General features: G+C 68.9%; 19 protein-coding genes and 2 pseudogenes. 9 read left to right on the forward strand and 12 right to left on the reverse strand.

Annotated features, from left to right (window positions below; genetic code table 11):
- Window positions 1-202: 202 nt before the first annotated feature.
- Window positions 203-2,476 (forward strand): PEP/pyruvate-binding domain-containing protein, encoded by a 2,274-nt coding sequence (locus ABT078_RS24810; RefSeq protein ID WP_351231259.1) that lies wholly within the window; start codon window positions 203-205, stop codon window positions 2,474-2,476.
- A 434-nt stretch (window positions 2,477-2,910) separates the two neighbouring features.
- Here ABT078_RS24810 and ABT078_RS24815 read toward each other — a convergent pair whose 3' ends face one another.
- The 5 genes from ABT078_RS24815 to ABT078_RS24835 all read right to left on the reverse strand — a co-directional run bounded on the left by ABT078_RS24815 (window position 2,911) and on the right by ABT078_RS24835 (window position 6,273).
- Window positions 2,911-3,309: a hypothetical protein gene (locus ABT078_RS24815; protein ID WP_351231261.1), complete on the reverse strand. Its 399-nt coding sequence runs from the start codon at window positions 3,307-3,309 to the stop codon at window positions 2,911-2,913.
- 137 nt (window positions 3,310-3,446) lie between these two features.
- Entirely contained in the window at window positions 3,447-4,280 is an 834-nt protein-coding gene (locus tag ABT078_RS24820) for a DUF1707 SHOCT-like domain-containing protein (RefSeq protein ID WP_502981300.1), read from the reverse strand.
- Between the two features lie 247 nt (window positions 4,281-4,527).
- The gene (locus tag ABT078_RS24825) at window positions 4,528-4,983 is read right to left on the reverse strand and encodes a tellurite resistance TerB family protein (protein WP_351231263.1); all 456 of its coding nucleotides are present in this window, start codon (window positions 4,981-4,983) and stop codon (window positions 4,528-4,530) included.
- Between the two features lie 92 nt (window positions 4,984-5,075).
- Window positions 5,076-5,657 (reverse strand): TerD family protein, encoded by a 582-nt coding sequence (locus ABT078_RS24830; protein ID WP_351231265.1) that lies wholly within the window; start codon window positions 5,655-5,657, stop codon window positions 5,076-5,078.
- A gap of 40 nt (window positions 5,658-5,697) precedes the next feature.
- Window positions 5,698-6,273: a TerD family protein gene (locus ABT078_RS24835; protein WP_351231267.1), complete on the reverse strand. Its 576-nt coding sequence runs from the start codon at window positions 6,271-6,273 to the stop codon at window positions 5,698-5,700.
- A 150-nt stretch (window positions 6,274-6,423) separates the two neighbouring features.
- On the opposite strand from ABT078_RS24835, the gene ABT078_RS24840 reads away from it, so the two are divergent.
- Both ABT078_RS24840 and ABT078_RS24845 read left to right on the forward strand, forming a co-directional pair.
- On the forward strand, window positions 6,424-6,855 hold the full coding sequence (locus ABT078_RS24840) for a BlaI/MecI/CopY family transcriptional regulator (RefSeq protein ID WP_351231399.1): 432 nt from the start codon (window positions 6,424-6,426) through the stop codon (window positions 6,853-6,855).
- Window positions 6,856-6,859: 4 nt separating this feature from the next.
- Complete coding sequence (locus ABT078_RS24845) at window positions 6,860-7,786, forward strand: M56 family metallopeptidase (RefSeq protein ID WP_351231269.1); 927 nt, start codon at window positions 6,860-6,862, stop codon at window positions 7,784-7,786.
- A gap of 55 nt (window positions 7,787-7,841) precedes the next feature.
- Here the strand turns inward: ABT078_RS24845 and ABT078_RS24850 are convergent, their stop codons facing one another.
- Window positions 7,842-8,381: a peroxiredoxin family protein gene (locus tag ABT078_RS24850; RefSeq protein ID WP_351231271.1), complete on the reverse strand. Its 540-nt coding sequence runs from the start codon at window positions 8,379-8,381 to the stop codon at window positions 7,842-7,844.
- A 636-nt stretch (window positions 8,382-9,017) separates the two neighbouring features.
- Complete coding sequence (locus tag ABT078_RS24855; RefSeq protein WP_351231273.1) at window positions 9,018-10,046, reverse strand: sporulation protein; 1,029 nt, start codon at window positions 10,044-10,046, stop codon at window positions 9,018-9,020.
- Window positions 10,047-10,407: 361 nt separating this feature from the next.
- Here ABT078_RS24855 and ABT078_RS24860 point away from each other — a divergent pair, with 361 nt between their 5' ends.
- The 3 genes from ABT078_RS24860 to ABT078_RS24870 all read left to right on the forward strand — a co-directional run bounded on the left by ABT078_RS24860 (window position 10,408) and on the right by ABT078_RS24870 (window position 13,362).
- A complete protein-coding gene (locus ABT078_RS24860; RefSeq protein ID WP_351231275.1) occupies window positions 10,408-11,739 on the forward strand; it encodes a hemolysin family protein in 1,332 nt (443 codons plus the stop codon).
- On the forward strand, window positions 11,736-12,761 hold the full coding sequence (locus tag ABT078_RS24865) for a hemolysin family protein (protein WP_351231277.1): 1,026 nt from the start codon (window positions 11,736-11,738) through the stop codon (window positions 12,759-12,761). The genes ABT078_RS24860 and ABT078_RS24865 overlap by 4 nt, the downstream gene beginning before the upstream one ends.
- A gap of 376 nt (window positions 12,762-13,137) precedes the next feature.
- The gene (locus tag ABT078_RS24870; RefSeq protein WP_351231279.1) at window positions 13,138-13,362 is read left to right on the forward strand and encodes a hypothetical protein; all 225 of its coding nucleotides are present in this window, start codon (window positions 13,138-13,140) and stop codon (window positions 13,360-13,362) included.
- A gap of 168 nt (window positions 13,363-13,530) precedes the next feature.
- Here ABT078_RS24870 and ABT078_RS24875 read toward each other — a convergent pair.
- Window positions 13,531-14,126: pseudogene (locus ABT078_RS24875) on the reverse strand (carbonic anhydrase).
- Window positions 14,127-14,372: 246 nt separating this feature from the next.
- Here ABT078_RS24875 and ABT078_RS24880 point away from each other — a divergent pair.
- Window positions 14,373-16,490: an FUSC family protein gene (locus ABT078_RS24880; RefSeq protein ID WP_351231281.1), complete on the forward strand. Its 2,118-nt coding sequence runs from the start codon at window positions 14,373-14,375 to the stop codon at window positions 16,488-16,490.
- A gap of 356 nt (window positions 16,491-16,846) precedes the next feature.
- Window positions 16,847-17,371 (forward strand): DUF6584 family protein, encoded by a 525-nt coding sequence (locus ABT078_RS24885; protein ID WP_351231401.1) that lies wholly within the window; start codon window positions 16,847-16,849, stop codon window positions 17,369-17,371.
- 56 nt (window positions 17,372-17,427) lie between these two features.
- Here the strand turns inward: ABT078_RS24885 and ABT078_RS24890 are convergent, their stop codons facing one another.
- The 4 genes from ABT078_RS24890 to ABT078_RS24905 all read right to left on the reverse strand — a co-directional run bounded on the left by ABT078_RS24890 (window position 17,428) and on the right by ABT078_RS24905 (window position 21,267).
- Window positions 17,428-17,613: a hypothetical protein gene (locus tag ABT078_RS24890; protein ID WP_351231283.1), complete on the reverse strand. Its 186-nt coding sequence runs from the start codon at window positions 17,611-17,613 to the stop codon at window positions 17,428-17,430.
- 118 nt (window positions 17,614-17,731) lie between these two features.
- Window positions 17,732-18,694: a hypothetical protein gene (locus tag ABT078_RS24895; protein WP_351231285.1), complete on the reverse strand. Its 963-nt coding sequence runs from the start codon at window positions 18,692-18,694 to the stop codon at window positions 17,732-17,734.
- Between the two features lie 807 nt (window positions 18,695-19,501).
- Window positions 19,502-20,446 (reverse strand): ornithine cyclodeaminase family protein, encoded by a 945-nt coding sequence (locus tag ABT078_RS24900; protein ID WP_351231287.1) that lies wholly within the window; start codon window positions 20,444-20,446, stop codon window positions 19,502-19,504.
- Between the two features lie 407 nt (window positions 20,447-20,853).
- Complete coding sequence (locus ABT078_RS24905; protein WP_351231403.1) at window positions 20,854-21,267, reverse strand: CoA-binding protein; 414 nt, start codon at window positions 21,265-21,267, stop codon at window positions 20,854-20,856.
- A gap of 642 nt (window positions 21,268-21,909) precedes the next feature.
- On the opposite strand from ABT078_RS24905, the pseudogene ABT078_RS24910 reads away from it, so the two are divergent.
- Window positions 21,910-22,405 (forward strand): annotated as a pseudogene (locus ABT078_RS24910) (carboxymuconolactone decarboxylase family protein); the annotation flags it as partial.
- Window positions 22,406-22,787: the final 382 nt, after the last annotated feature.

A 22,787-nucleotide genomic window follows, 5' to 3' on the forward strand; every position in this document is an offset into this window, starting at 1 on the left:
AGAGCCAGGCCACCTTGGATACAGCGCTGGCCCAGGCGAATGCGGCGAGTCAAGTGCGTTTCGAAACAGAGCTCGTCAAACTCGCCGAGGGGTCCTTGGAAGTGGCCGGGCGCTTTACGATTCCCCGCCCGCGAGCCTGGGGCTACGAGACCTGGGCCGACGACATCGAACGCGCACGACCGAAGCGCATCACCGCGGCGAGGTGCCGCGGGACGAGGTGCTCTCGGCGTACGACCGCCTCGGCGGCGGGCCGGTTGCGGTGCGATCCAGCGCCACCGCCGAAGACCTTCCGGACGCGAGCTTCGCCGGCCAGCAGGACACGCATCTATCGGTGACGGGCATCGAGGAGCTGCTCGAGGCGATCCGCGCCTGCTGGGACTCGCTGCACAACGACCGCGCGATCGCTTACCGCGAGGCCGCCGGAGTCGCGCACGAGAGCGCACGCATGGCGGTCGTCGTTCAGCGGATGGTCGATGCCGAGGTCGCGGGCGTGCTGTTCACCGCCAACCCGCTCACCGGCTCGCGGAGTGAGGCCGTCGTCGACGCCGCACCCGGACTGGGCACGGCGGTCGTCGATGGGACGACGGCCGCCGACCACTATGTACTGGACGGCACGGAACCGGCGGAACGCGGCTGCCTCACCCCAGTCCGACTGAAGGAGCTTCGCGACGTCGGTAAGCGGCTCCGACACCAGCTCGGCGCGGAGCAGGACGTCGAGTGGTCCTACGACCGCGACGGCACGTTGTGGCTGCTGCAGTCGCGGCCGATCACCACGCTGTACCCGGCGCCGCCGAAGAGCACGAAGCCGGGACCGCGGCTGTACGTCGAGTTCGGTCATGTTCAGGGCATGCTCCAGCCGGCGACGCCGATGGGGATGTCGACGCTGAAGTCGATGCTGGCGGGCATGCTCGCGTCGTTCGGCCTCACGGTCGAGATCGTCGACATCGGCGGGCGGCTGTACGGCGACCTGACCGACGCGATGCGCGACCCGTCGACCCGGCAGCGGCTGGTGAAGCTGATGGCGGTGGACTTCGGGCCGCGCGCGCAGGCGGTGGTCGAGCATCTGCTGAACGACCCGCGGTTCGCCCCGGAGCATGGCGCCCGACGGCGCGGCGCGGCCGCGCTGACGATGGGGCCGAAAGCGGCGGCTGGGATCCTTGGTGCGTTGGCCCGGCCGGCGGCGGCGCGGGCACGTGTGTTCGGCGAGATCGAACGTCTCCGGCAGCAGCCGGTTGCCGATCCGTCCACGGCCGCGGAGCTGCTGGACCTGGTCGAGGAGGCCACGGAGTCGAGCGCGCGCCTCGACGCGATTGTCTGGCCCGTTGTCAGCGGACTCGTGGTCTCCGCAGCGCTGCCGCCGCTGCTCAAGGGGGTTGCGAGCGACGACGAGATACGCACCGTGCTCGGCGGCATGCCGTACAACGTCACGATCGAGATGGACCTCGCGCTCTGGCGGGTGGCCCAGCGTGCTGTGCCGTACCGCGAGATGCTGCTGCACACGCCACCGAACGAGCTCGCCGCGGCCCACCTGGAGGGCGAGCTGCCGGACGTCGGCCTGAGCGCATTCCTCGACACGTACGGCAACAGGTCCGCCGCGGAGGTCGACGTCGGTGTACCTCGCTGGTCGGAGGATCCCACGCCGGTGTTCGCGATGCTCGCCAACTACCTGCGGGTCACCGATCCCGAGCAGGCCCCGGACCGGCGGTTCGAACGCGCCGCGGCCAGGGCCGAGGCGATGCTCGCCGAGCTCGCCCAGCGGGCACGCCGCAAGCGGCCGGTGCGTGGCCGGCTCACCGGCTTCTTCCTGAGCCGGTCGCGGGAGCTGACCGGTCTGCGAGAGGCGGGGAAGTTCGCCGGACTGTACGCGCTGCGCGACCGGCGCCGGCGCCTCCTTCTGATCGGTGCCGAGCTCCAGTCGAACGGGCTCCTTGAGCGCGCAGACGACGTCATGTTCCTCACGCTGCCCGAGCTGCGCACAGCAGTGGAGCGCGGCGACGACCTGCGCCAGCCAGTCGCCGGACGGCGATCGGAGTACGCGCGGGAGCTGCGGCGCCGGACCGTTCCGGTCGCCCTGCTCTCCGACGGCACAGACGTGGAGACGCTGCTGCCAGCCCGGGCATCGGACGGCCACACGCTCACCGGCACGGGCGCGGCATCCGGGCGGATCAGCGGCCGCGCCCGCGTGGTCCGCGACCCGGCAAGCGCGTCGATAGAGCCGGGCGAGATCCTCGTCGCGCCGACGACCGACCCGGGCTGGACGCCGCTGTTCCTCACCGCCGGCGGGCTCGTCACCGAGACCGGCGCGGTGATGGCGCACGGGCCGACCGTGGCACGGGAATACGGCATCCCCGCCGTGATCTGCGTCCCAGGCGCCACAGAACGCATCCGGACCGGACAACTGATCACCGTCGACGGCGCCGCGGGCACGGTCACAATCGAGCAACCCGTCATCACCGACGTGACTTTGACGCCCTAAAGTTCAGCTTGATCTTGCGAGGAACCCCGGGCGTTCACGACTCCGTTGGGAAATCCCCAAAGCGGCTTCGCCGACCTGCTGAGGTCGTCATGATCGCTCTGTTCCTCGGAGCGACGGCTGGGGCTGGGTGTCGCTGGACTCTCGGGGTGACGGTGGGGTGCCGGAGCTGAATGCTCGGGTGGTGCGCGCGTCGTTCCCCAAGGGGACGCCGGCTGTCCGCGTGCGTGAGACGCTCGGCCCGCTGCTCGCGGACGAATCCTTCGCTGAGGCGTTCTCCGTTCGGGGGCGCCCGCCCGTGTCGCCGACGGCGCTCGCCCGCCGGCGACGTCCTGGCCGCCGAACGCAAGGAACGCGCCCGCATCCGAAGCGAGAAAGGCATCGGCTGGGGCGGACGCCGACTCACGACCGCGGCTTGACCGTATCGCTCCGGGCGGTCAGACCGCCAATGCCGCGTGCAGCGCATCGAATGCCTCACGAAGTTCCGGCGTGGCGATCGGATCGATCTCCATCTGCAAGTGACACGCGTCGTCGTCGCCGTTGGGGGTGAGGCGCACGAAGAAGGCGAAACCGTCCCCAACCGGCTCCGCGTTCAACGTCAGCGGATTGTTGCGACCGGGAGTCACCGCCGCCGAAAAGCGTCCGCCCGCCGGCACGCTCAGGTGAGAGAGCATCCGTGCCACGAAGTCCACGGCCTCCGCAGCGCTGAGATCCGCGGTGAAGTCAGCTGTCAGCCAGGAGCACCAATCCGCGGTGATCTGCCAGCTTTCCCCGCCAGTCCGAGTCAGTTCCAGCCACACATCAGCGTTGCCAAGACGTATCCGCGGCTGTTCCATCGTCGCCCTCCGACATCCGTGGCCTGGGCTCAGGATCTTATTGGGCGGATTCCCGTCGAGGCGGCGACATCCTTGGCCAGCTCCTCGCGGCTCTTGGGCTCACTCGTGTAGTGAGCCCCGCCGACAGTTGACAGGAGTCAACCGCCTGCAGAAAGGGACGTGGGCCTGCGCAGCAGCCACTGCCCGAACGTCCGACGCGCGGGCCGTACCACCACGCGGCCGTGGGCCTTCTGACCGACCAGCTCCACCCGCAGAGTGACCGGTGTATCAGGATTCGTCGGAGTCTGACGGTACTTGACCCTGCTGTGTACCAGCTGCAGACCATCGGTATCGACCTCGATACCCGGCCTCGTGACCAGCGTCAGGGTCTTCCCCGCCATGTCCACGTCGATCCGCAAGGTGTCCTGCGTGATCACGGCGTCAGTGAAGTCGAGCGTCACCTCACACCAGTACACCGCGAGCTCCATCCTCCGCGGCACCACCCAGCGCCCCACGCGCTCGATCGCGCCGCTGTGGACCTGTTCGATCCGGACTACGTCCTTGACCTCTGCTCCAGCAATGCCACCCGTAGCCGATACGGGCGGCAGGTCAGCGGTGAGCGCGGCCAGTTCGCTCAGGGTCCGCGCCGACAGGGCAGCTTCCAGGCGCTCGTCCAACTCGTCCGCGGTCAGCAGGCCCTCCCCTGCCGCGATACGCAGCACATCCACCAGCCGGTCCCGGTCCGCATGAGAGGCTCGCAGCTCGGGCGACGAGCCGGAGCCGGAGCGCTTCCCGGTGGGCGAAATCTCTTTCGACATGCTTCCGTCCTGGTCCTGTCGAACGTCTTCGCGCGACGCAGGCAGCGGCGCGAGTGGAAGACTAACGCTATATCGCGACATGGATCCCGGGCTGGGCCCGCTCACGGAGAGGATGGTCAGCGTCGACTCACGGCATGCGGCATCCATCATGCCGAAGCCCGGGCGCGACAACAACCGCACTCCAGGGGCCAGTTCAGACCGGCCCCGGCGCCGCTCCTGACGGTAACCGCCTACGGGTAGGCGCTCCTGTGGACTGAACGCTGCCGGTAGCGTGAGGCGGCGAAACTGTGCTGGTGGCAGAACGGGTACGTTGCCTGATGCGGCATCAGTGGCTGTGTTCCAGCCGGCTGGGTCCGGAGGATTCGACCTGCGGCCGGCCGGGGCGTGCCGCAGGGGGTCGGCACGCCCCGGAGGAGACTGCTTACAGGTCGAACTCGTGGGGCGGGAGGTCGAGGGCGTAGCAGGCTTCGCGGACGATGGCCTGTTCGGTCTTGTCGAAGTCGCCGTCGGCGCCACCGATGACGATGCCTATCTGGATGACGGCGCGGGCCTCGGCGGGCTTCTTCTTGGCCTTGGCGATCTCCTGGAGGACGCTGACCTTGCCGAAGTCGAAGTCGGCGGTGAGTTTGCTCAGGTTCTCCTCGAAGCGCCGCTGAAGATCGTCCGCGGGGAAGTTCTGCAGGACTTCGTTGGTGGCGATGAGCTGGGCCACGCGCCGGCGCTCGGACGGGTCGATCGTGCTGTCCGCGGCGGCGACGAGGGCGCAGATCGCCATGCTGGCGTCGCGGAAGGCGCCGCTCTTGAGGTCGTTCTTCTTGGCGTTGAGCTGAGTCTGCATTGTCGAGGCGGATTCTTTTATGCGGTCCCACAGGGCCATGGGCCTTCTCCTTGGATGCGATGAGTGCGTTGGGGTGGGGTGGTGGTTGGACGCGTACGCCTGCAGTCCGCCGCGCGGGTGCGCCCTGCGGCTTACAGGTGGTCGCTGATCGCGGGCATCAGGTCCTGGAAGGTTCGGCCGCCGGCGGGCGAGCCGATGGCGGTCATGGTCCAGCCGCTGTCGGAGCGCTGGACTTTGGCCATGATCTGGGCGGTGTGGCGCCCTCCGCCGGTGAGGGTGTAGCGCGCCAGTTCCTCGCGGGTGGTCTCGTCGACCAGGCGGCAGAAGGCGCTGTCGACCTCGTCGAACGTCTGGCCACTGAAGGAAGTGGCGACGAACACGATCTGGTCGATGTGGCTCGGTACGCGCTCCAGGTTGACGAGAATCCACTCGTCCTCCTCTCCCTGGCCGGTGCCGCCGGTGAGGTTGTCCCCGCTGTGCTGTACGGAGCCGTCGTCACTGGTCAGGTGCCGGAAGAAGACGACATCTGTCGGCTTGTCGCCGCAGAAGAGGACTGCGGAGGCGTCCAGGTCGACGTCGCGGGCGGTCAGTCTGGCGAGGAAGCCCTTGCGGGCGGCGGACTTCCAGCCGAGACCCATCCGGATGAGGGTGAGAGTGGCGCCGCTGGTCTTGGTCAGGCTGATCTGCTGGCCTTTGGCCAGATCGACGCTCATTCAGGGTTTCTCCTGGTTGTGCGGTGTCGGGACGGTGACGTCAGACGCCCACGCCGAAGTCGGAGACGATGCCGGCGAGTCCGGACGCGTACCCCTGGCCGACGGCCCGGAACTTCCATTCAGCACCGTTGCGGTACAGCTCTCCGAAGACCATGGCGGTCTCGGTGGAGGCGTCCTCGGAGAGGTCGTAGCGGGCCAGTTCGGCGCTGTCCGCCTGGTTGACCACGCGGATGAAGGCGTTGCGGACCTGGCCGAAGCTCTGGCTGCGGGCTTCGGCGTCGTGGATCGAGACCGGGAAGACGATCTTCTGGACGTCGGCCGGTACGGCGGCGAGGTTGACCTTGATCTGTTCGTCGTCGCCCTCGCCCTCACCGGTGAGGTTGTCGCCGGTGTGCTCGACCGAGCCGTCGGGGCTCTTGAGGTTGTTGTAGAAGACGAAGTGCTTGTCGGAGGCGACCTTGCCGCCCTCGTCGACCAGCAGGGCGCTGGCGTCGAGGTCGAAGTCCGTGCCCGTGGTCGTGCGCACGTCCCAGCCGAGTCCGACGAGCACGGCGCTCAGTCCCGGTGCCTCCTTGCTCAGCGAAACGTTGCCACCCTTGGCGAGGCTCACACCCATGCTGTTGCTCCTCATCTATACCTGGGTGCGCCGGACGTGCTGTGTGCCCGGCGCACGGTCACTGGCTTCAAAATCTACATGACTGTAGAAGTTGAAGGGTGGCAGCGCCACGACTCAGTACGATGAGGCCGCGGGATGCGCGGGAGAACAATGCGGAGGGAGACGGAGTTGAGGAACCGGGGAACATCTGGCTCGCTCCCTGCGGGCGGCGGGGGACGTCGGCGCGGTCAGGGTGAACTGGAGGCGCAGGTGCTGTCCGTGCTGCGGACCGCGCCGGGGCCGGTCACTGCCGCGTGGGTTCAAGAGCGCCTGCCCGGAGACCTCGCCTACACCACCGTCATGACCATCCTGTCCCGCCTGCAGGCCAAGAACGCCGTCACGCGGCAGCGGGAAGGGCGGTCTTTCGCCTGGCAGGCGACCGCCGACCAGGCAGGGCTGGCCGCGCTGCGCATGCGCCGTGTCCTTGACGGGGAGAGAGACCGGGAAGCAGTGCTGACCAGTTTCATCACGTCCCTGTCGCCCGAGGACGAGCACGTGCTGCGCGAGCTGCTCAGCCACGCGGACGACGAACCGGAGGAGTGACCGGGTGGGCGTCTTCGTCTTCCTGCCGCTGGTTCTGCCGTTGACGGCATGGCCGATAGCGCGCCTTGCGGAGCAGCATCTCCATCCGCGTACCGCGACCCGGCTCCTGGCCGGGGTGAGCGCGCTGATGGCCTTGTGCAGCACCGTGTGCCTGGCGCTGATCATGGTGGTGGGTACCGCGCAGCTGCCCGGAAACCCGCTGCCGGACAGCTGGTCCGACCCCGAGGTGCGCGAGGCGGTTCCGTACGACGAAGTCGTCGGCAAGGCGGCGATCCCGGCGCTGATCGCGGTCGCGGTGGCTGCCGCCCGGACGGTGTGGCGTCACCACCGGCTACGGCGCCGCGCCGTGCGCGCCCTGGAGGGGCTTCCGCCGTCGCCGGTGGCGGTGCTGCCCGACGAGGAACCGTACGCCTACGCTCTGCCCGGTGGCCGGGGACGGATCGTGGTGTCCACGGCCATGCTGGCCCGTCTGGACTCCCGCGAGCGTCGGGCGCTGTTCGCGCACGAGCGCGCGCACCTGGCGGCCGGCCATCACCGCCATCTCCTCGCAGCGCAGTTGTCGGCGCGGGCCAATCCGTTCCTGCGCCCGCTGTACACCGCGGTCGCCTACAGCGCTGAACGCTGGGCGGACGAGGAGGCCGCCGAGGTGATCGGCAACCGCCGCGTGATGGCGCGTGCCGTCGGCAAGGCCGCCCTGATCTCACGGGGAACCCCTTCGCCGACCCTGGCCGGTTTCGCGGCAGGGCCCGTGCCGCGGCGCGTCGCCGCTTTGCTCGGTCCCGTGCCGTCAGCTCGGGCGTGGCCGCCCGCCTTCACCGTGGCCGGCGCCGCCATCTGGACGGCCGCCGCGGGAGCGACGGCCTCGGCCCTGTCCTCGGCGAACTCGGCTGTGGCGCTGTTTCTCGTCCTCAAGGCGGCGACGCCCCTTTGAGCAGCCGGCTGTGAGCGCGTGCGGTAGCGGGACCGTGCCTACGGCCCAGGACCGGTCAGCGGGCGACGACTTCGAACGTGTCGGCCAGACGCTGGCCGTGAAGGTTGTCGCCATGGAACACCGTATTGCCCCTTCTGTCGAGGAAGACGTAGGCGCTCTCTCCCGTGACCTTGAACCGCTTGCGGATCTCCTGGCCTGCATCCACAAGGTGAGGGAAATTGCCGGCGTTGGTCGAGGAGACGAACTCGCGCAGGTGCTCGCTGTTGCCCGGCTCGGCCACACCGACGACATTCACCGCTCCCAAGTACTGGTCGGCCGTCGTCGCGAACTCGCGTGCCCGCTCATGACACGTGACGCATGACAGCCCGTAGAACCACAGAGCGGCCGGTTTTCCGGCGAGAGCCGTGCCGTCGAACGGCTTGCCGTCCAGGGCCGTGGTCCTGAAGCGGAGAACGTCCGGTACGGCGGCCGGTCCCGCGCCGCCGATGTCCGGTCCGTACGTCCCTGGGGCTGTGACGGACGTATCCCGGCCCGATCCGCAGCCCGTCAGCGCGAGAGTGACGAGCAGGGCTACGGCAAGATGGTGGGCTCGCATGGTGTGCTCCTTGGCGAGGAGAGATCTGGCCGCGGAAACCGGCCGCCGCCTGTCGGCCCGGAATCCCGGGCGCTCGCGCCCCAGCCGGCACCGGTCCTGGTGACGGGTGGGCGCAGGCTGGGGCAGTGCCTTCCGCCCGTCTCGGAAGGTGAGCGCCTCGGGGTATGGAATCTACGCATTTGTAGAAGTCGGCTGGCTGTGACATGCCGAAGGGCCGACTGGCGTCAGTCGAACGCCAGCGGCCCTTGCTCTCGCCCCATGCGACGGGTGACACCGGCAGGTCTGGCGACGACCCGGCCGAACTGGACGTCACGACCACCCAGCGCCTCATGGATGCCTCCCGCAGGCTCACCGGCGCCTGGCACCCCAGCCCCAACCCGCGCGCCCACGGCCCTCAACAGGCCGACCTGCGCGCGGTCTTCCCTGTTCCAGCGTCGAGGTCTCACGAAACCCGTGCGCTTCCTCATGCAGAACCAGAAAGCCCTATGCCTCACCGCAATGCGCCCCTGACCCAAACCGGCCGCCTCCGTCCGACTCTCCGCGTGGTGCGCGACGGCTGGCCGTCGTCCCCCGGGGATGGGCGGAATGGTGCTGTGTCGTCGACGCCTTCGGCGCACTGGCGATAGCCGTACTCGCTTAGCCCTCGTTACCTTCTTCCCCACCTTCGTCTTCGCCCTCGAAGGCGTCCCCGATCTCGTCGACCACTTCAGCGGCGACCATGCCGCCGGCAACACTGGCCGCTCCGGCGGCGATGGCGGTGCCCATGCCGTGGCCGGCGCGGTGGTGGCCGCCGTGATGGCTGCCGTGGTGATGACCGTCGTGGTGGTGGTCACCGTGGCCATGTCCGGCAGCGCGAGATTGGCCGTGGTCGTACGAGCTGTGGGAGCCGTAGGAGTGACGGTGCTCGACCAGCAGTCGTACCCAGTTGTCGACCTCGGTGTTCCAGTTGACGCGTTCGACGCCCTCCTGGCCGACGGTGAAGCCGGTGAGCGCGTCGTGGCCCTCGGAGAACAGGCCGTCCCGCTTGTCGGCCTCCAGGATGACCTCCATCTCGCCGGGAAGCGCGAGGAACGTCACCTCGATCTCGCTGATCGCGTGCGCGTACTGCGGAGCCGCCGTGAGTTCGATCTCCTGGTAGAAGGGCAGCTGCTGGCCGGTGCCGCCGATGCGGCCGTACTCAAGATCCGCGGACTTGAAACCGAAGCCGAGCTGCCCGAACGCCTCCAGGATCGCCTCCTGCACGGGCAGCGGCCGCACGGCGAGCATGTCGAGGTCGCCCTTGTCCTTCGCCCCGGCCACGCCGAGCTCGGTCCGTACGCCGAGGACGATGCCGAGCGCCTGGCCGTGCAGCTCGGTCACGGGGGTCTCCCACGGCAGCGTCACCGCGAACGGCACGACCCGTTGCTCGTCCGCGGCGAGGCGGAAGCCACCGCCGACGGTGAACCGGTCGAACACGAGGACGCCTTCGAGCTCGCCGTCGTGGGGCTCCGCCTCGACGCGGGTGACGAGTTCCAGGGTGATGTGCTCGATGTCGAAGGCGGCCTCGCCGCCCTTGAGGTGGACCTCGCCGGTGAGGCTGCCGCCGGGCTGGACGGCTCCCGGGGCAAGGACCGTGTCCACGGCAGGCCCGCCGACGAGCGAGCCGAGCAGTCGCTTGAACACCATCGTGGCGTTCGCTCCTTCTTTGATGCGTGCGGGAACACCCGGGAACATCCCGGATGACCCTGGCATTATCTACAGACATGTAGAAGCATAAGAGCAGTGCGAGCCTTGCGAAGCCGTCGACGCGGGAGGCTGGGCTGCACAGTCCGAAAGGCCTCGCGCCGGACCAGCCACAGGGGATGGTCAGGCGCTTTACCGACCCTTTACCATGGTTTCGCGGACACTGTTCCGCCACGAACCAGCCAACACGGACCGCAGCGTCCATCTAGTCACGAAGGAGCAGCAGACCCGCGATGGGTGAACCTCCCAGTCCCAGCCGTGCCGCATCCCGCCCGCTCACCATTGAGGGATCGGGGGTGGCACGGTGACCGAAGTACTTCTGCTGCTCCTCGCCCTCGCGCTGACGCTGGCGTGCGCCGTATTCGTCGCGGCGGAGTTCTCGCTGACCACGGTCGAGCGCAGCGAGCTGGAACGCGCCGCCGAGGCCGGTGAACGCGGCGCCGAGGGCGCGCTGAAGGCCGCGAAGCGCCTGACCTTCCAGCTGTCCGGGGCCCAGCTGGGCATCACGGTGACGTCGCTGATCATCGGCATGCTGGCCGAGCCGTCCGTTTCGGCACTGCTGCGCGGCCCGCTCGAAGCCGTCGGTGTTCCCGCCGCGGCCGTCTCGTCCGTGGCCACGCTCCTGGGTGTCGCGATCTCCACCGTGGTGCTGATGGTGGTCGGCGAGCTGGTGCCGAAGAACTGGGCGATCTCCCGTCCGCTGGCCGTGGCCAAGGTCGTCGCCGGACCGCAGCGTGGCTTCACCGCCGCGTTCGGACCGCTGATCCATCACCTGAACAACACGGCGAACCGGCTGGTGCGACGCTTCGGTCTGGAGCCCCAGGAGGAGTTGGCCTCGGCCCGCACGCCCGAGGAGCTCGTCGCGCTCGTGCAGCACTCGGCTCGCCAGGGTGCGATCGAGGCGGACTCGGCCGAGCTGTTCGTCCGCACCCTGCACCTGGGCGAGCTGACCGCGGAGAACGTGATGACGCCCCGCATCGATGTCCAGGCCCTCGAGGCCCACGCCACCGCCGCGGACGCCGCGAACCTCACCCTGGCCACCGGCCTTTCCCGGTTCCCCGTCTACCGCAACACTCTCGACGAAGTGATCGGCACCATCCACATCCGCGACGTCCTCGCCCTGGACGAGGGCAAGCGCCCCCTTACGCCCGTGGTCGACCTGGCCACCGCGCCGCTGCTGGTGCCGCACTCCCTACCCGTGGACAAGCTCCTCGTACGGCTGCGCAAGGCCCGCACCATGGCCATCGTCATCGACGAATACGGCGGTACTGCGGGCGTGGTCACGGTCGAGGACATCGTCGAGGAAGTCGTCGGCGAGGTCCGTGACGAGCACGACCCGCACGAGGCACCCGACCTGATCGCCGTCGAGCCGTCGCCGGACGGCCGTGCCGTGTGGGAGGCCGAGGGCAGCGTCCGCCTCGACGAGCTCGAAGAGATCGGTCTCACTGCCCCAGAGGGCCCGTACGAGACGCTGGCCGGCTTGATCGCCACCCGTCTCGAGCGCATCCCCACGGTGTCTGACCGTCTCGACGTCGACGGCTGGCAGCTGGCCGTGCTCCGTGTCGAACACCACCGCTCCGACCGTGTCCGTATCACCGTCCCCGCCACCACGCAGAGCGTGGAGAAGAGCCGATGACCACCCTGCAGCTTCTGATCGGTGCCTTCACGCTCCTCACCAACGCCTTCTTCGTCGGCGCGGAGTTCGCACTGATCTCCGTGCGCCGCAGCCAGATCGAACCGGCCGCACTCAAGGGCGACCGCCGGGCGAAGAGCACGCTGTGGGGTCTTGAGCACCTGTCCGCGATGATGGCCACGGCGCAACTCGGTATCACCGTCTCGTCGCTGGTGCTCGGTGCGGTCGCGGAACCGGCCATCGCGCACCTGTTGGAGCCGCCGTTCCACGCGATCGGCGTGCCCGACGCGTTGATCCACCCCATCGCCTTCGTCATCGCCCTGGCCTTGGCCACGTATCTGCACATGCTGGTCGGCGAGATGGTCCCGAAGAACATCGCGCTCGCCGCCCCTGCGCCGACCGCACTGTGGCTGGGCCCGCCGCTGGTCGCCCTGACCCGCGCCCTGCGGCCCGTGATTTTTGGGATCAACGCGTTCGCCAACGCCCTGCTGCGGCTGATGAAGGTCGAACCGAAGGACGAGGTCGCTTCCGTTTTCACCGACGACGAACTGGCCAGGCTGGTCAAGGACTCCAGTGCCGCCGGTCTGCTCGACCCAGAGGACGGCGAACGGCTCCAGGACGCCCTCGAACTCGGCACTCGGCCGGTCGGCGAGGTGATGGTGCCGCTGGACAGGGTCGTCACGGTCAGGCACGACATCACCCCGCAGGGCCTGGAACGGGCGGCGGCCGCCAATGGCTTCTCCCGCCTTCCGGTCGTCGGACTCGGCGAGGAGATCCTGGGATACCTCCACATCAAGGACGCCCTCGGCGCCGCCGACCGTACCCGGCCCTTCCCGCGCGAGGCCCTGCATCCGATCACCAAAGTCGCCATCGACACCCCGCTGGACGACACCATGACCGCCATGCGTGCGGCCGGCACCCACCTCGCCGCCGTTACCGGCAACAAGGGCACCGTCATAGGCTTCGTCACCATGGAGGACGTCCTGGAAGAGCTCGTGGGCCCCACACCCGGCGCCGTGGCCTGACCGTCAGCAACCAGCGCAACGGTCGACTCCCGCTTCGGGTGCCGACCGTTGCCGTACTGGACGACGCGACGCCTCACGCTTGCAGCGGCGACGATCAAGACCTGCCCATGGCCGACATTTCGCCACAGGCCTACCACTGAGACTGATGAATCAGTTACGAGTAGGACTGTCGAACGTTGCTTGATGCGGCACCAGCACTGGAGGGCAGTGGGCGGCGTTCCGCGCATCTGCCGAACAGCCTCTGACCTGACCTTTTGTGGCCGTTGGAGGTTGGTCCCGGCGTGGCCGGCGGATCTGGTCCTGGCCGACGTGGGCTGGCCGCGGGTCTCTGCTTCGCGGCTGGTCCAGCTGCCGGTGCGGGGGCAGCCTGGTGGGTGTGGGTTATGCGCCGATCGTTGTGTACCGGCTGTCTGCTTCGGGTGGCCGACGGGTCACAGTGCACTCGCATGGCCGGGACAAGATTCTCGGCACTGCCTTTTCGGATCACGACCTGGTCGTGTTCCTCGAAGCCGCCGGGATCATCGATCCGGAGACGGTGATCGATGATCCGCGTCGGGTGGAGTGGCGTGGCGGGTGTGCTCATCAGTGGACTGCTGCCTGACAGGCAGAGCGTGAGGCAGGGCCCTGGGCGGGCGGGTCAGGGCCTCAGGCATGCATCCGTGCGGCGGCAGCCAGGTGCTCTCAGCGCCCCACGGCTTAGAGAGGCCGCGCCGGACCTTCAGGAACGCTGATCGCCGCTCGGCAGCGGCTCACACGGCGCTGCCCGCTGTCACGATGCCTGGGCAGCGGGCATGGGGAGGCCGTGTGCGGCGACCAGGTGCGCGCTGCCGTCGGCCAGCCGGTAGGACAGGCCCGCCACGCGACCCGGCCGACGGCCACGCGCTCGGCGAGAACGCGAGAGCGTTCCAACAGCAGGTCGACGGTGTGCCGGATGTGTTCGTGGAGGATCTCATCGGCCTGGTCACGCCCAGCGGCACGAGCCGCCAGCACCCTCGGGGGCACCCGCTCGACGACGTCACGCACGAAACCGGCCGGCACCCTGCCGCCATCGGCGGCGCCGCGGGCAGCCGTGATCGCCCCGCACGAGTCATGACCGAGAACCAAGACCAGCGGGCAGTCCAGCACGCTCACCCCGTACTCGATGCTGCCCAGCACCTCCGTCCCCACGACGTGGCCTGCCGTCCGCACCACGAACAGGTCGCCCAGCCCCTGGTCAAAGATGATCTCGGCCGCCAGGCGGGAATCGGAACAGCCGAAAAGCACCGCGAACGGGCGCTGGGCCGGAGCGGTCGCGGTGCGGCGTGCAGCGTCCTGGTTGGGGTGCTCCGGCGAACCGGTGACGAACCGGCCGTCCCACGCCCCCATCGCGAAACGCCTATTCGGGAGTCCGCCGACCCAGCCCGCCGCACCCGACGGCGACCGCCAGGGCCGGACCCCAGCCATAAGGTGACCCCATGGCGGAACGGCTGAGCGCGAAGAGATGAGCGCACGGTCGCCGCCTGTCCCACCACCCGAGCGGCGCCGTCCAGGTGCAGCGAGTGGCAGCCACGCCGAGGCTGGCAGAGGATGAGAGCGCTGCTCTCGCGCCGTGTCGGCTAAGGAGGCCCGGACATGCGCTGGTGGCCGTCGCTGATCAGGATCGGCCGGGACGGGCTGCGCATTCAACGGGCCTTCGCCGCCCCGTCGGCGATCGCACGGGCCGTACTGGCCATTCTGCTCGCCACGGTCCTCGGCCTGCTGCTGGGCGACCCGGTGGCCGGGGCCATGGCCAGCGTCGGTGCGTTCATCTGCGGCATCGGTACGCTCCTGAGCCCGCTGCGACACCCTGTGGTGAACGCGCTCGGGATGGCTGCGGCCTTCAGCGCAATGGCGGTGCTGGGGGCCCTGGTGCACGGCACCACCTGGCTGTTTCTGCTGCTGCTCACGGTCGCGGCGTTCGCCGCCGGACTGTGGCGGACGGTGGGCGTCGCGCCCGGCATCCGGGGTTGCCTCGCGGTCATCGGGCTGTTGATCACAGCTGATCTCGCTCCCGACGTACATGGCGGCCTGGTGATGGCCGGGTGGATCGCGGTCGGGACCGGACTCGTCGTCGTGGTGCAGTTGCTCCCGCCATACGGTCCGCGGTTCGCCTCCCAACGCCGTGCTCTTGCAGCCCTGTACCAGTCGCTCGCCGAGGCCTCGGTCACGGCCGGGACCGCCGCCTTGGGCCGGTCCGCTCCGTTCACGGCTGCCCGGCAGGCCCTGGACCTGCTGCCGCAGTTCAGCCGGCCGGCGGCGGCGGCCATGTTCGGACTGCTGGGAGAGGCCGAGCGCATCAGCCGCGCGCTGCATTCCGTACGAGTGTCGGTAGCCGCGGCGGAAGCGGCTGGGAACCAGGAGGCCCTGGCTGCCGCCGCTCAAGCGCTGGGCAACATCTCCCGTACGGTGGCCTCCGGCCGCGAGCACCGCACCCCCGGGGAGGTCTGGACCTTCCTGGAGGTGTGGGCGGCCGCCTCGCCCGTGCGCAGCCCGCGCGACCTGGCCGCGCGGCTGCGGCTGGCCGAGCAGCTGGCCTGGCGCTCGACCGACGACCGCCTCGGCGATGTACTGGAACCCCACACCGAGGTGCCGGGCCTATACGAGGGCACCCCCTCAGTGGCACGCACCGCCCGGCGGATCCGGGCGCAGCTGCATCCCCAGTCGCCGATCTTCCGCCATGCGGTGCGGCTCGCCGTGGGCGTGGTGCTCGCCGAGGTCATCGGCCGGTCGATCGGCGGGTGGGGCGGGCTGGGCATCTCCGCACACGGCTTCTGGGTGGCCCTCACCACCATGCTGGTGCTCTTCCCCGGGTACGGGCACACCATCGCCCGCGGCTGGGGACGGGCGGCCGGGGCCATACTGGGCGGCCTCTTCGCCTGGGTGCTGTCCCTGCCGCACTGGTCGCCCACCGGCCTCGCGGTCGCGTCGGTGGTGCTTGCCGCGGCGTCGTTCGTGACCCTGCGGACCGGGCAGCTGATGCTCAACCTGTGGCTGACCACCTGGATCGTCTTTCTGATCCACCACGTCGGCGGGCTGCCCGGGCCCACGGCGTGGGCGCGCGCTGCCGACACGGTGGTCGGCGCTGCGCTCGCCGTACTCATCTTCCTGGTCTGGCCGACCTGGTCCACCCGCCGGCTGCCGGGCCTGCTCGCGGAGTGGCTGCGGGTGCAGGACCGGCTGCTGCCCGAACTGCTCACCGGGTACGCCGACGTCGGGACTACCGACCGGGCAGCCGTCGACGCGCTGCGGGCGCGGTCACGGCAGATCAGGGAGCACCTGGAGGCCGCGGTGGAGCAGTCGCACGCCGAGCCGGCCGAGCACCGCGGACCCTGGTCGAGTGCGCAGCTGGAGCAGATCAGGACTCAGGTCTCCACGCTCGCCGGATGTGCCACCCTGCTGGGCGAACACCTGCCGCGTACCTCGCAGGACACCGTGCCGGAGCTGACCGAACTGGCCGATCCGCTGCACGAACACCTCGCCGCCCTGGCCCGCGCCGCCGCTGGAGCCGAGACCGTGGCCCCGGGGGCATTGCGGTCGGTCTTCGACTCCTTCACCGCCCGCTCCGGCCTGCTGGCCGAGGCGTCCGACGGCTCCGGCGACGCCGCGACCAGCCGCGCCGTCGCCCTGAGCACCACAACCGTCGACGCCGTCGAGGCCCTGACCGCCACCATCGCCTCCCGTCACCGCCCCCGTCGCCACGCGGCGCCCTGAAATTCGCTCTGCCGGGGGTGAGGGGCGTGCGCAAGGTGTACGGCGCCGGCGGACGCCAGGTGGCCGCGCTGGACGGCGTCTCCCTCGGCTTTCCCCGCGGCACCTTCACCGCCATCATGGGCCCTTCGTCCTTATCCCCGGTGCGGACAAACGCGGCTGACGGCGTCAGTGAAGCGCTTTTTCTTCGTCTGCGTCCGGTCAGGCGGCGGCGCAGCCACCACGTGCGCGCAGGGTGTCAGGCGCTCAAGGAACCGCTCAGGGAGAGCCGCGTACGGTCGCTGGCGGCACTGCCCCCGGTGGGCACTGGCTTGTGGGTCGAGGGACGGCTGGCACATTCCGTGAGGGATCATGCAGCCATGACTCTCAGGGACACCCTCGCTCGCGTGGAGGCAGACCTCGCTGCGGGGCGAATACCGATGGCGCGGCAGCGTCTGCGCGGCCTCGTGGCCTCCTTTCCTCAGGACCTCTCGTTGAGGCGCCGTCTGGGCGAGGTTTACCGGCTGTACGGCGAGCCCGCAGAAGCCGGCCGATGGATGTACCTCGAAGCGGATCGGGACCCCGCGGAGACATGCGCCTTCGAGGAGCGGTACTCCACGCCGCTGCGGCGGATGCGGGCACTGGCCTGGCGCGGACCGGAATCCCTGGCCAATACCGCATTCGCAGCCCAACAGTTGGCGGCCGTACAAGAGGCCGGCTCGGGCCACGTGGGGCGGCCCGTCGCCTGGGCCGCGATCCCGCCCGATCGCGACGATGAACCTGAAGACGACCAGAACTCGGTCGCCGATTGTCTCGTCGGCGCCGGCGTGGTTGTGATGGTGCTGGGGTTCTTCGCCATCTGGGTGGTCGGCTTCATCACTTTCGCCCGTTGGCTCTGGCCGTAACCGGCGGAGGTGGCGTCAGGTGCCCAACTGCTGCGTCGCCGGAACTCCGGGTTCTGTCAGGGCCCGCATACTCCACTCCCGGGACGCACGGCTCCGAGCTGTACGGTGACGAGGATGCCGAAGTCTTCCTCGGTCGCGTCCTGGTCGCGCTCGTCCTCGAGCCCGAGGACGCCGGGCGTCCGGCGGTCACTTCGGGACGCCTCAGGGAACACCGTCGGAGTGGCGGTCTTGGTGGTCGACATCTCAGACCGCCGCCGACCGGCCGCCCCGCCAACTGGTGTTCGACGGTGACTTTCCGATCTCGGACGAGCCGCTGCCCTGCTTCCTCGACGACGCTGCGGCCGAAACTCCGGGATGAGATCACCGTCGGCGGCGATCGTTCGGATCGGCCCATGACCCTGCTAGACCCGCACGGAGCACAGGTCCGAGGCCTTGTTGTGGGTGTATTCCGGGTGGCAATGCCCCGTCGCTCTGTCGTCGCCACCACCGTTGGGCCGCCGGCGTCACCCGCTCGCTTGGGTATTGCGTGTGGGTCAGGAATGCCTCGACTACTTTTCGTGCGGGTCGGTGGGGCGGTACTGCCATGAGTACTGCTTCGTATCCATCGGGCAATGGGGGTGCGGCCAAGGCGACTTCGTCACCGGAGCGCAGGCGTAGCACCAGTCCCCGTAGGCCGTGTTCGCTGCTGGGTATGGTGCGCAGTTGTGCGTGCATCTGGTCCTGCGAGGGGGCGTAGAGCCGTAGATGGGCCAGGAGTGTGCCGTGTGCGAATTCTTCCCAGCGGTCTGTGCCGAGGCGGCGGTACGGCGGCTCCTGCCACGGCCGTAGCGCGTCGAGGCGCTCCAGTAGACGCCGCAGGAAGTCCCTGGCCGACGCTTCGTCGTGCGGTTGCCAGGACAGGTCCAGGTCCCAGACTTCCGCGGCGAGTTCCGTCTTGATCGCCGCGTACTGCTCCTGTGCAGTGAGGTCGTAGATCGGCCTCTCCAGGATCATGCGGCTGATGTGTTCGACTTCCTTGTCGCCGAGGTCCCGGCTGAACTGCACGCAGTAGAGGATCGGCTCGACGATTCTGTGATGCATGGGCACAGTATGACGACCGATCTGTCCGCCTGCGGCGAAGCTGCCGCCCGCCAGGATCCCGTCCCGTTCGCCCGGCCGGCTCTCGAGATCCTCGCCCGCACCGGGATGCGTTGCGGCGCGAACTGGGCCCGCGGCGACCACGGCCCAGATCTGCGAGGTTGTCGGGCAACTCGTCGCGGCCAGCCAGTGGAAACGGGGACCGAGGTCCTGGTCGTGCTGGACGCCGGACACGATGCTCCACACATCGCCCACCTGGGTCCCAAGCCCCGGCAAGGGCCCCGCCCTCGGTCCCTCTTCCAGGGGTCTCGGCAGGGGCGGGCTTCCGGCTGGCCGGCGGCTGGCCCCTGTCCTCGGGGAGCCCGATGTGTCTGCTGTTCCGGGTGATGCGGGTCTACGGTGTGCCGGTGAGTGACGAGGTGGTGCCGCTGGACGGCGAGGACGTGCCTGAGGCCGACGAGGTGCTTGCCGGGGTCTTGGTTGCTCAGGGCAGGGCAGGGCAGGGCGGGACGCGGGCGTCGGGGCTGCTGCGGGATGCGCGGCGGGCGGCTGGCCAGGGCGGGGCTGGAGTGGTCCGGGGAGGTCGCCGAGTCGTGTCTGCCGGGCGCAGCTGATGCGCTGCGGAGCCTGCTCGTGCCTCGCCGGGATCCGCGGCCTCAAGCGTGTTCTCGTAGTCGGTTACGTGATCCTGAAGGAGGACCTGATTCGAACCACGCCTATCCGGACCGGTCCTCCGCCCCAGAGGACGAACCGCTCGTCGTTCCCGCCCCCTTGCCGGAGTTCGGACCCGGAGGCCCTGGCCCCGACAAGCAGCCCAGGGCCGATCCCGGCCCATGAGAACCGCGCCCGCCACCGATACCGGCCCGTGTCAGTGACCCACCCGACAACAACCCCCACCAACAGCACCCATCCCTGATATACCTCGCCCGCTCCACTGTCATGTGACGTCGGCTCTCACGACTCCGTTGTGGTCGTGAGAGCCGACGTTGTGTTTCGGGGAGGATATCGGTGTCGTTGTGGCGCACCCGATGTTCGACTCTGGCCGGGTCGGCGTCAGGAGAGCAGGTCGATCTTCTGTCCAATGTCATGCTGTTCTGCCTGTTGGTAGGCGACCCACGCCAGAGCAAGGTCTTGCCAGGGAAGTCCGACAGGCGCGTAGACGGAGCGGTCCGTCGCGCTGGTACGTCCTGGATGGTCGCCACGCACAACCTCGCTGAGTGTGGCCTGAGCAGCGGAGGCTGCAAGGCCGGCGGCCGACAGAGCGCCCATGGTCGCGGCGAGTTCTCGGTCGTCGACGACCAGGAGTGCAGATTCCAGCAAGTCGGCAGAGAGTTCCTGTTTACCGGGTTCGTCGGCTCCTAGGCTTGTGACGTGCTGCCCTGGCCGCGTATCCGCCAGCCGGAGCAGCGGTGAGCGTGACCAGGTGGCGAGCAGGACGATGTCAGCGGCCGCGGCGACCTGTGTGGCAGATGTCAGGAGGCGGCCGTCGTGGCGTGAGGCGAAGGCGTTGGCGCGATCCGGATCCGAGTCGTAAATGACGATCTCGCGATGCCGCCGCAAGGCGCTCAGACCATGCACCATGAGCTCGGCCTGAGCGCCTGTGCCGATCACTCCGAGTATTGAGCCGTCCGCAGAGGCGGGGCCGGCGAGAAGGTGAGTTCCCAGGGCCGCAGCCAGTCCGGTGCGCCATGCGGTGATGGTGGCGGAATCCATCAGCGCGAGGAGCTCACCGTTGTGACCGCTGTGAAGGCAGACAACTCCGCGCAGAGCTGGTCGGGCTCCCGGGAATTTGGCGTTGACCTTCACGGTGTACGCCTCGATGCCAGGCAGTACGCCAGGGATCAGAGCCGTGGCCGTTCCGGGAAATGGCAGGTCAGTACGTATCCGTTGCCCGGCTATCGGGGAGACGGCGGCGCGGAAGCCGTCGCGCAGCGCAGCTATGCAAGACACCGGCTCCAGCACGGCCTGCAAGTCACTTCGAGTCAGTAGGCGGGTCATTCGCTCATGATCTCGCAGGGCTCCATCGGTTTGCGGCGCAGGCACTGGCCTGGTTGCAGGGTCCGCGAGTTCGTCGTTCCGGCAGCGCGGATGTCGGGCTCGCGCTGTCAGCCGGACTGCTCGCGGTGATCATTTCGCGGTACCGCGGTGCCGGGCCGGGGTTCGGCCGCGGTGGTCCGCAGACGCGCCCTCCGTTCCCGGTGGCGCAGCCACCACTACAACGGACACCGGCCGCACCGATCCCGGCAGCAGCTACCGCCCGGCGCGACCGGGCAGCCCGCAGACGTGCACGACCTCGACGACAGAAGCCTGCTCCGCACCAGGGTTTTCGGCGGCATCATCAACGAGGAACGATACGCTGCGTGACCTGCCACGACGACTTTTCGAGCCCCACAGGCTGGGGGGCGTCAGCCCAGCCCCAGCCGGGGTATTTCCCGTCCCGGGGAGCGGTCCATCACCATCAGCAGGCCGGCCTCGCGAGTCCTGTCGTAGGCGGCTTCGTCTATGACGCCCAGCTGGAACCAGATCGCCTTGGCGCCGATCGCCACAGCCTGGTCTGCGATGCCTCCGGCGAGGGCGGAGTTGACGAACACGTCCACCACATCCACCGGGAAAGGGATCTCCGCCAGGGAAGCGTAGCCCTGCTCACCGTGCACCGTCTCGGCCTTTGGGTGCACGGGCACCACCCTCTTGCCGATGCGCCGCAGCTTCTCGGCCACGCGGTAGGCGGCCCGTTCGGGGTTGTCGGACAGGCCCACCACGGCCCAGGTGTCTCCGGCAGCGGTGAGGATCTGCCTTATTGTCGCGTCATCGCCATGAATCGTCATGCCCGGGACCGCCGTGCGGTGGTGAGTTCCGCACCAGTTCCCGCCAACCGCATGATCATGGGGAGCGCCGGGTCTGTGGACTTCGTCAGTCGCATGAGTAGACGTTAGCCTGTTTGAATACTGTATGCAATAGCACCTTCGGTGTCCGCCGTTCGACAGGAGCGGCAGGGGAAGGTCCTCATCCGCCAGGAGCGCCGCGCGCACCAACGCGGGGTGCGCCGCTCCGCGGTACGGAGCTCGGCTACCTGACGGCCACCGAGTACGAGGTCCTGCGGACGGTAAACGAGACGGTCCCAAGGCACCGTCGAAGAGCGGCGATGGGTGAGGACCAGGTGTGCCTGACTCTGTCGGCCGCCCCGATCGCGAACTGGTTGCTCATGTCGGCTCCGAAAGCGCTCATCGCGCCTCAGGGTGTCCGCCAGACGGCGGCGACGGTCCGGGGCCGCCTGTACATGATGATCAACGAGACCGAGACCGAGGCCGTCGCGGAGTCCGGAGTCCCAGGGTTCGCGCCGTCCGAACCCCACCCGGTGATCCGGGCCGCGGCGGCCGCGCACTGGACAGCCAGGAAACGCAAACTCACTCGACTTCCTGTCACATCTTGCCGAGCTGTTTTGTCAACGGTGTGTCATCCCCATCACGGGAACAGGAGATCGCTTTGATGCCCTTCTCAATCACTTCGGCAACTCCTTCGCGGTCACATTCCAGAGGCACATCGATTCAGCGGGCCAGGTGGTGTCGAACTCAAGGCCGCTGGCTACGACACAGGAACTGATGAAGTGCGGCGCCAGCCATATCAAAGGTTGTGGCTTGTCCATAGATGGGCACACCTAGGAGGCTGCGCACACCGGGGAGACCTCGGTCGGCCTTCGCCTGATCGCAATCCGGCGGGAGTCAACGTCTTCACCGGTGCTGAGCGCGCCGCCCTGGAACTGACGCAACTGACGGAACAGGGCACGCACCAGATCGCCGACGCGTCCGCCGATGTCTCGGGCGAGGGCTGGGCGAATACCGCCCAGCACGACGACGAGGACCAGCTCGACGCCCGGATATTCCTCATCTCCGTGGTGAATTCCTCTCACGTCATCAACGTCATCAACCGGCAGCCGCCGGCGGTCACCAGCCCGGCCGACTCCGATGGCCAGAGACTGCCGTACCGCACGCCGGGACTTGGCCGTCGTACCCCCGTTCACGGGCGGTGTGAGCCGCCTGAACACCGCCGAGCCGCTGCGCACCCGTGCCAAGGCGCACCGGGTGGCGCAAGTGCGGAGCGGGGTTTGCGCCTGACGCGGGCGCCCCGCGGGCTCGTACGGGACGGCATCCATAAAGCTCGACAAATCGGACATGTGGCGTCAAAAACTGCACCAGCGAGGCGGCGCTTGACTCGCTGGCGAATTAAGTTCAAGCTTCGTTTAAACCGGTTCAAGTCCTGGTCATGTGTTCGCCACCAGCGGCGCCATGGTCTGGGGGCATCCCGCTCCGGTACGGAAGGCAGTGCTGTACAAGCGCTTCTC

Origin of the sequence: Streptomyces sp. NPDC002133 (assembly GCF_040296405.1) — a bacterium.
Lineage (GTDB): Bacteria > Actinomycetota > Actinomycetes > Streptomycetales > Streptomycetaceae > Streptomyces.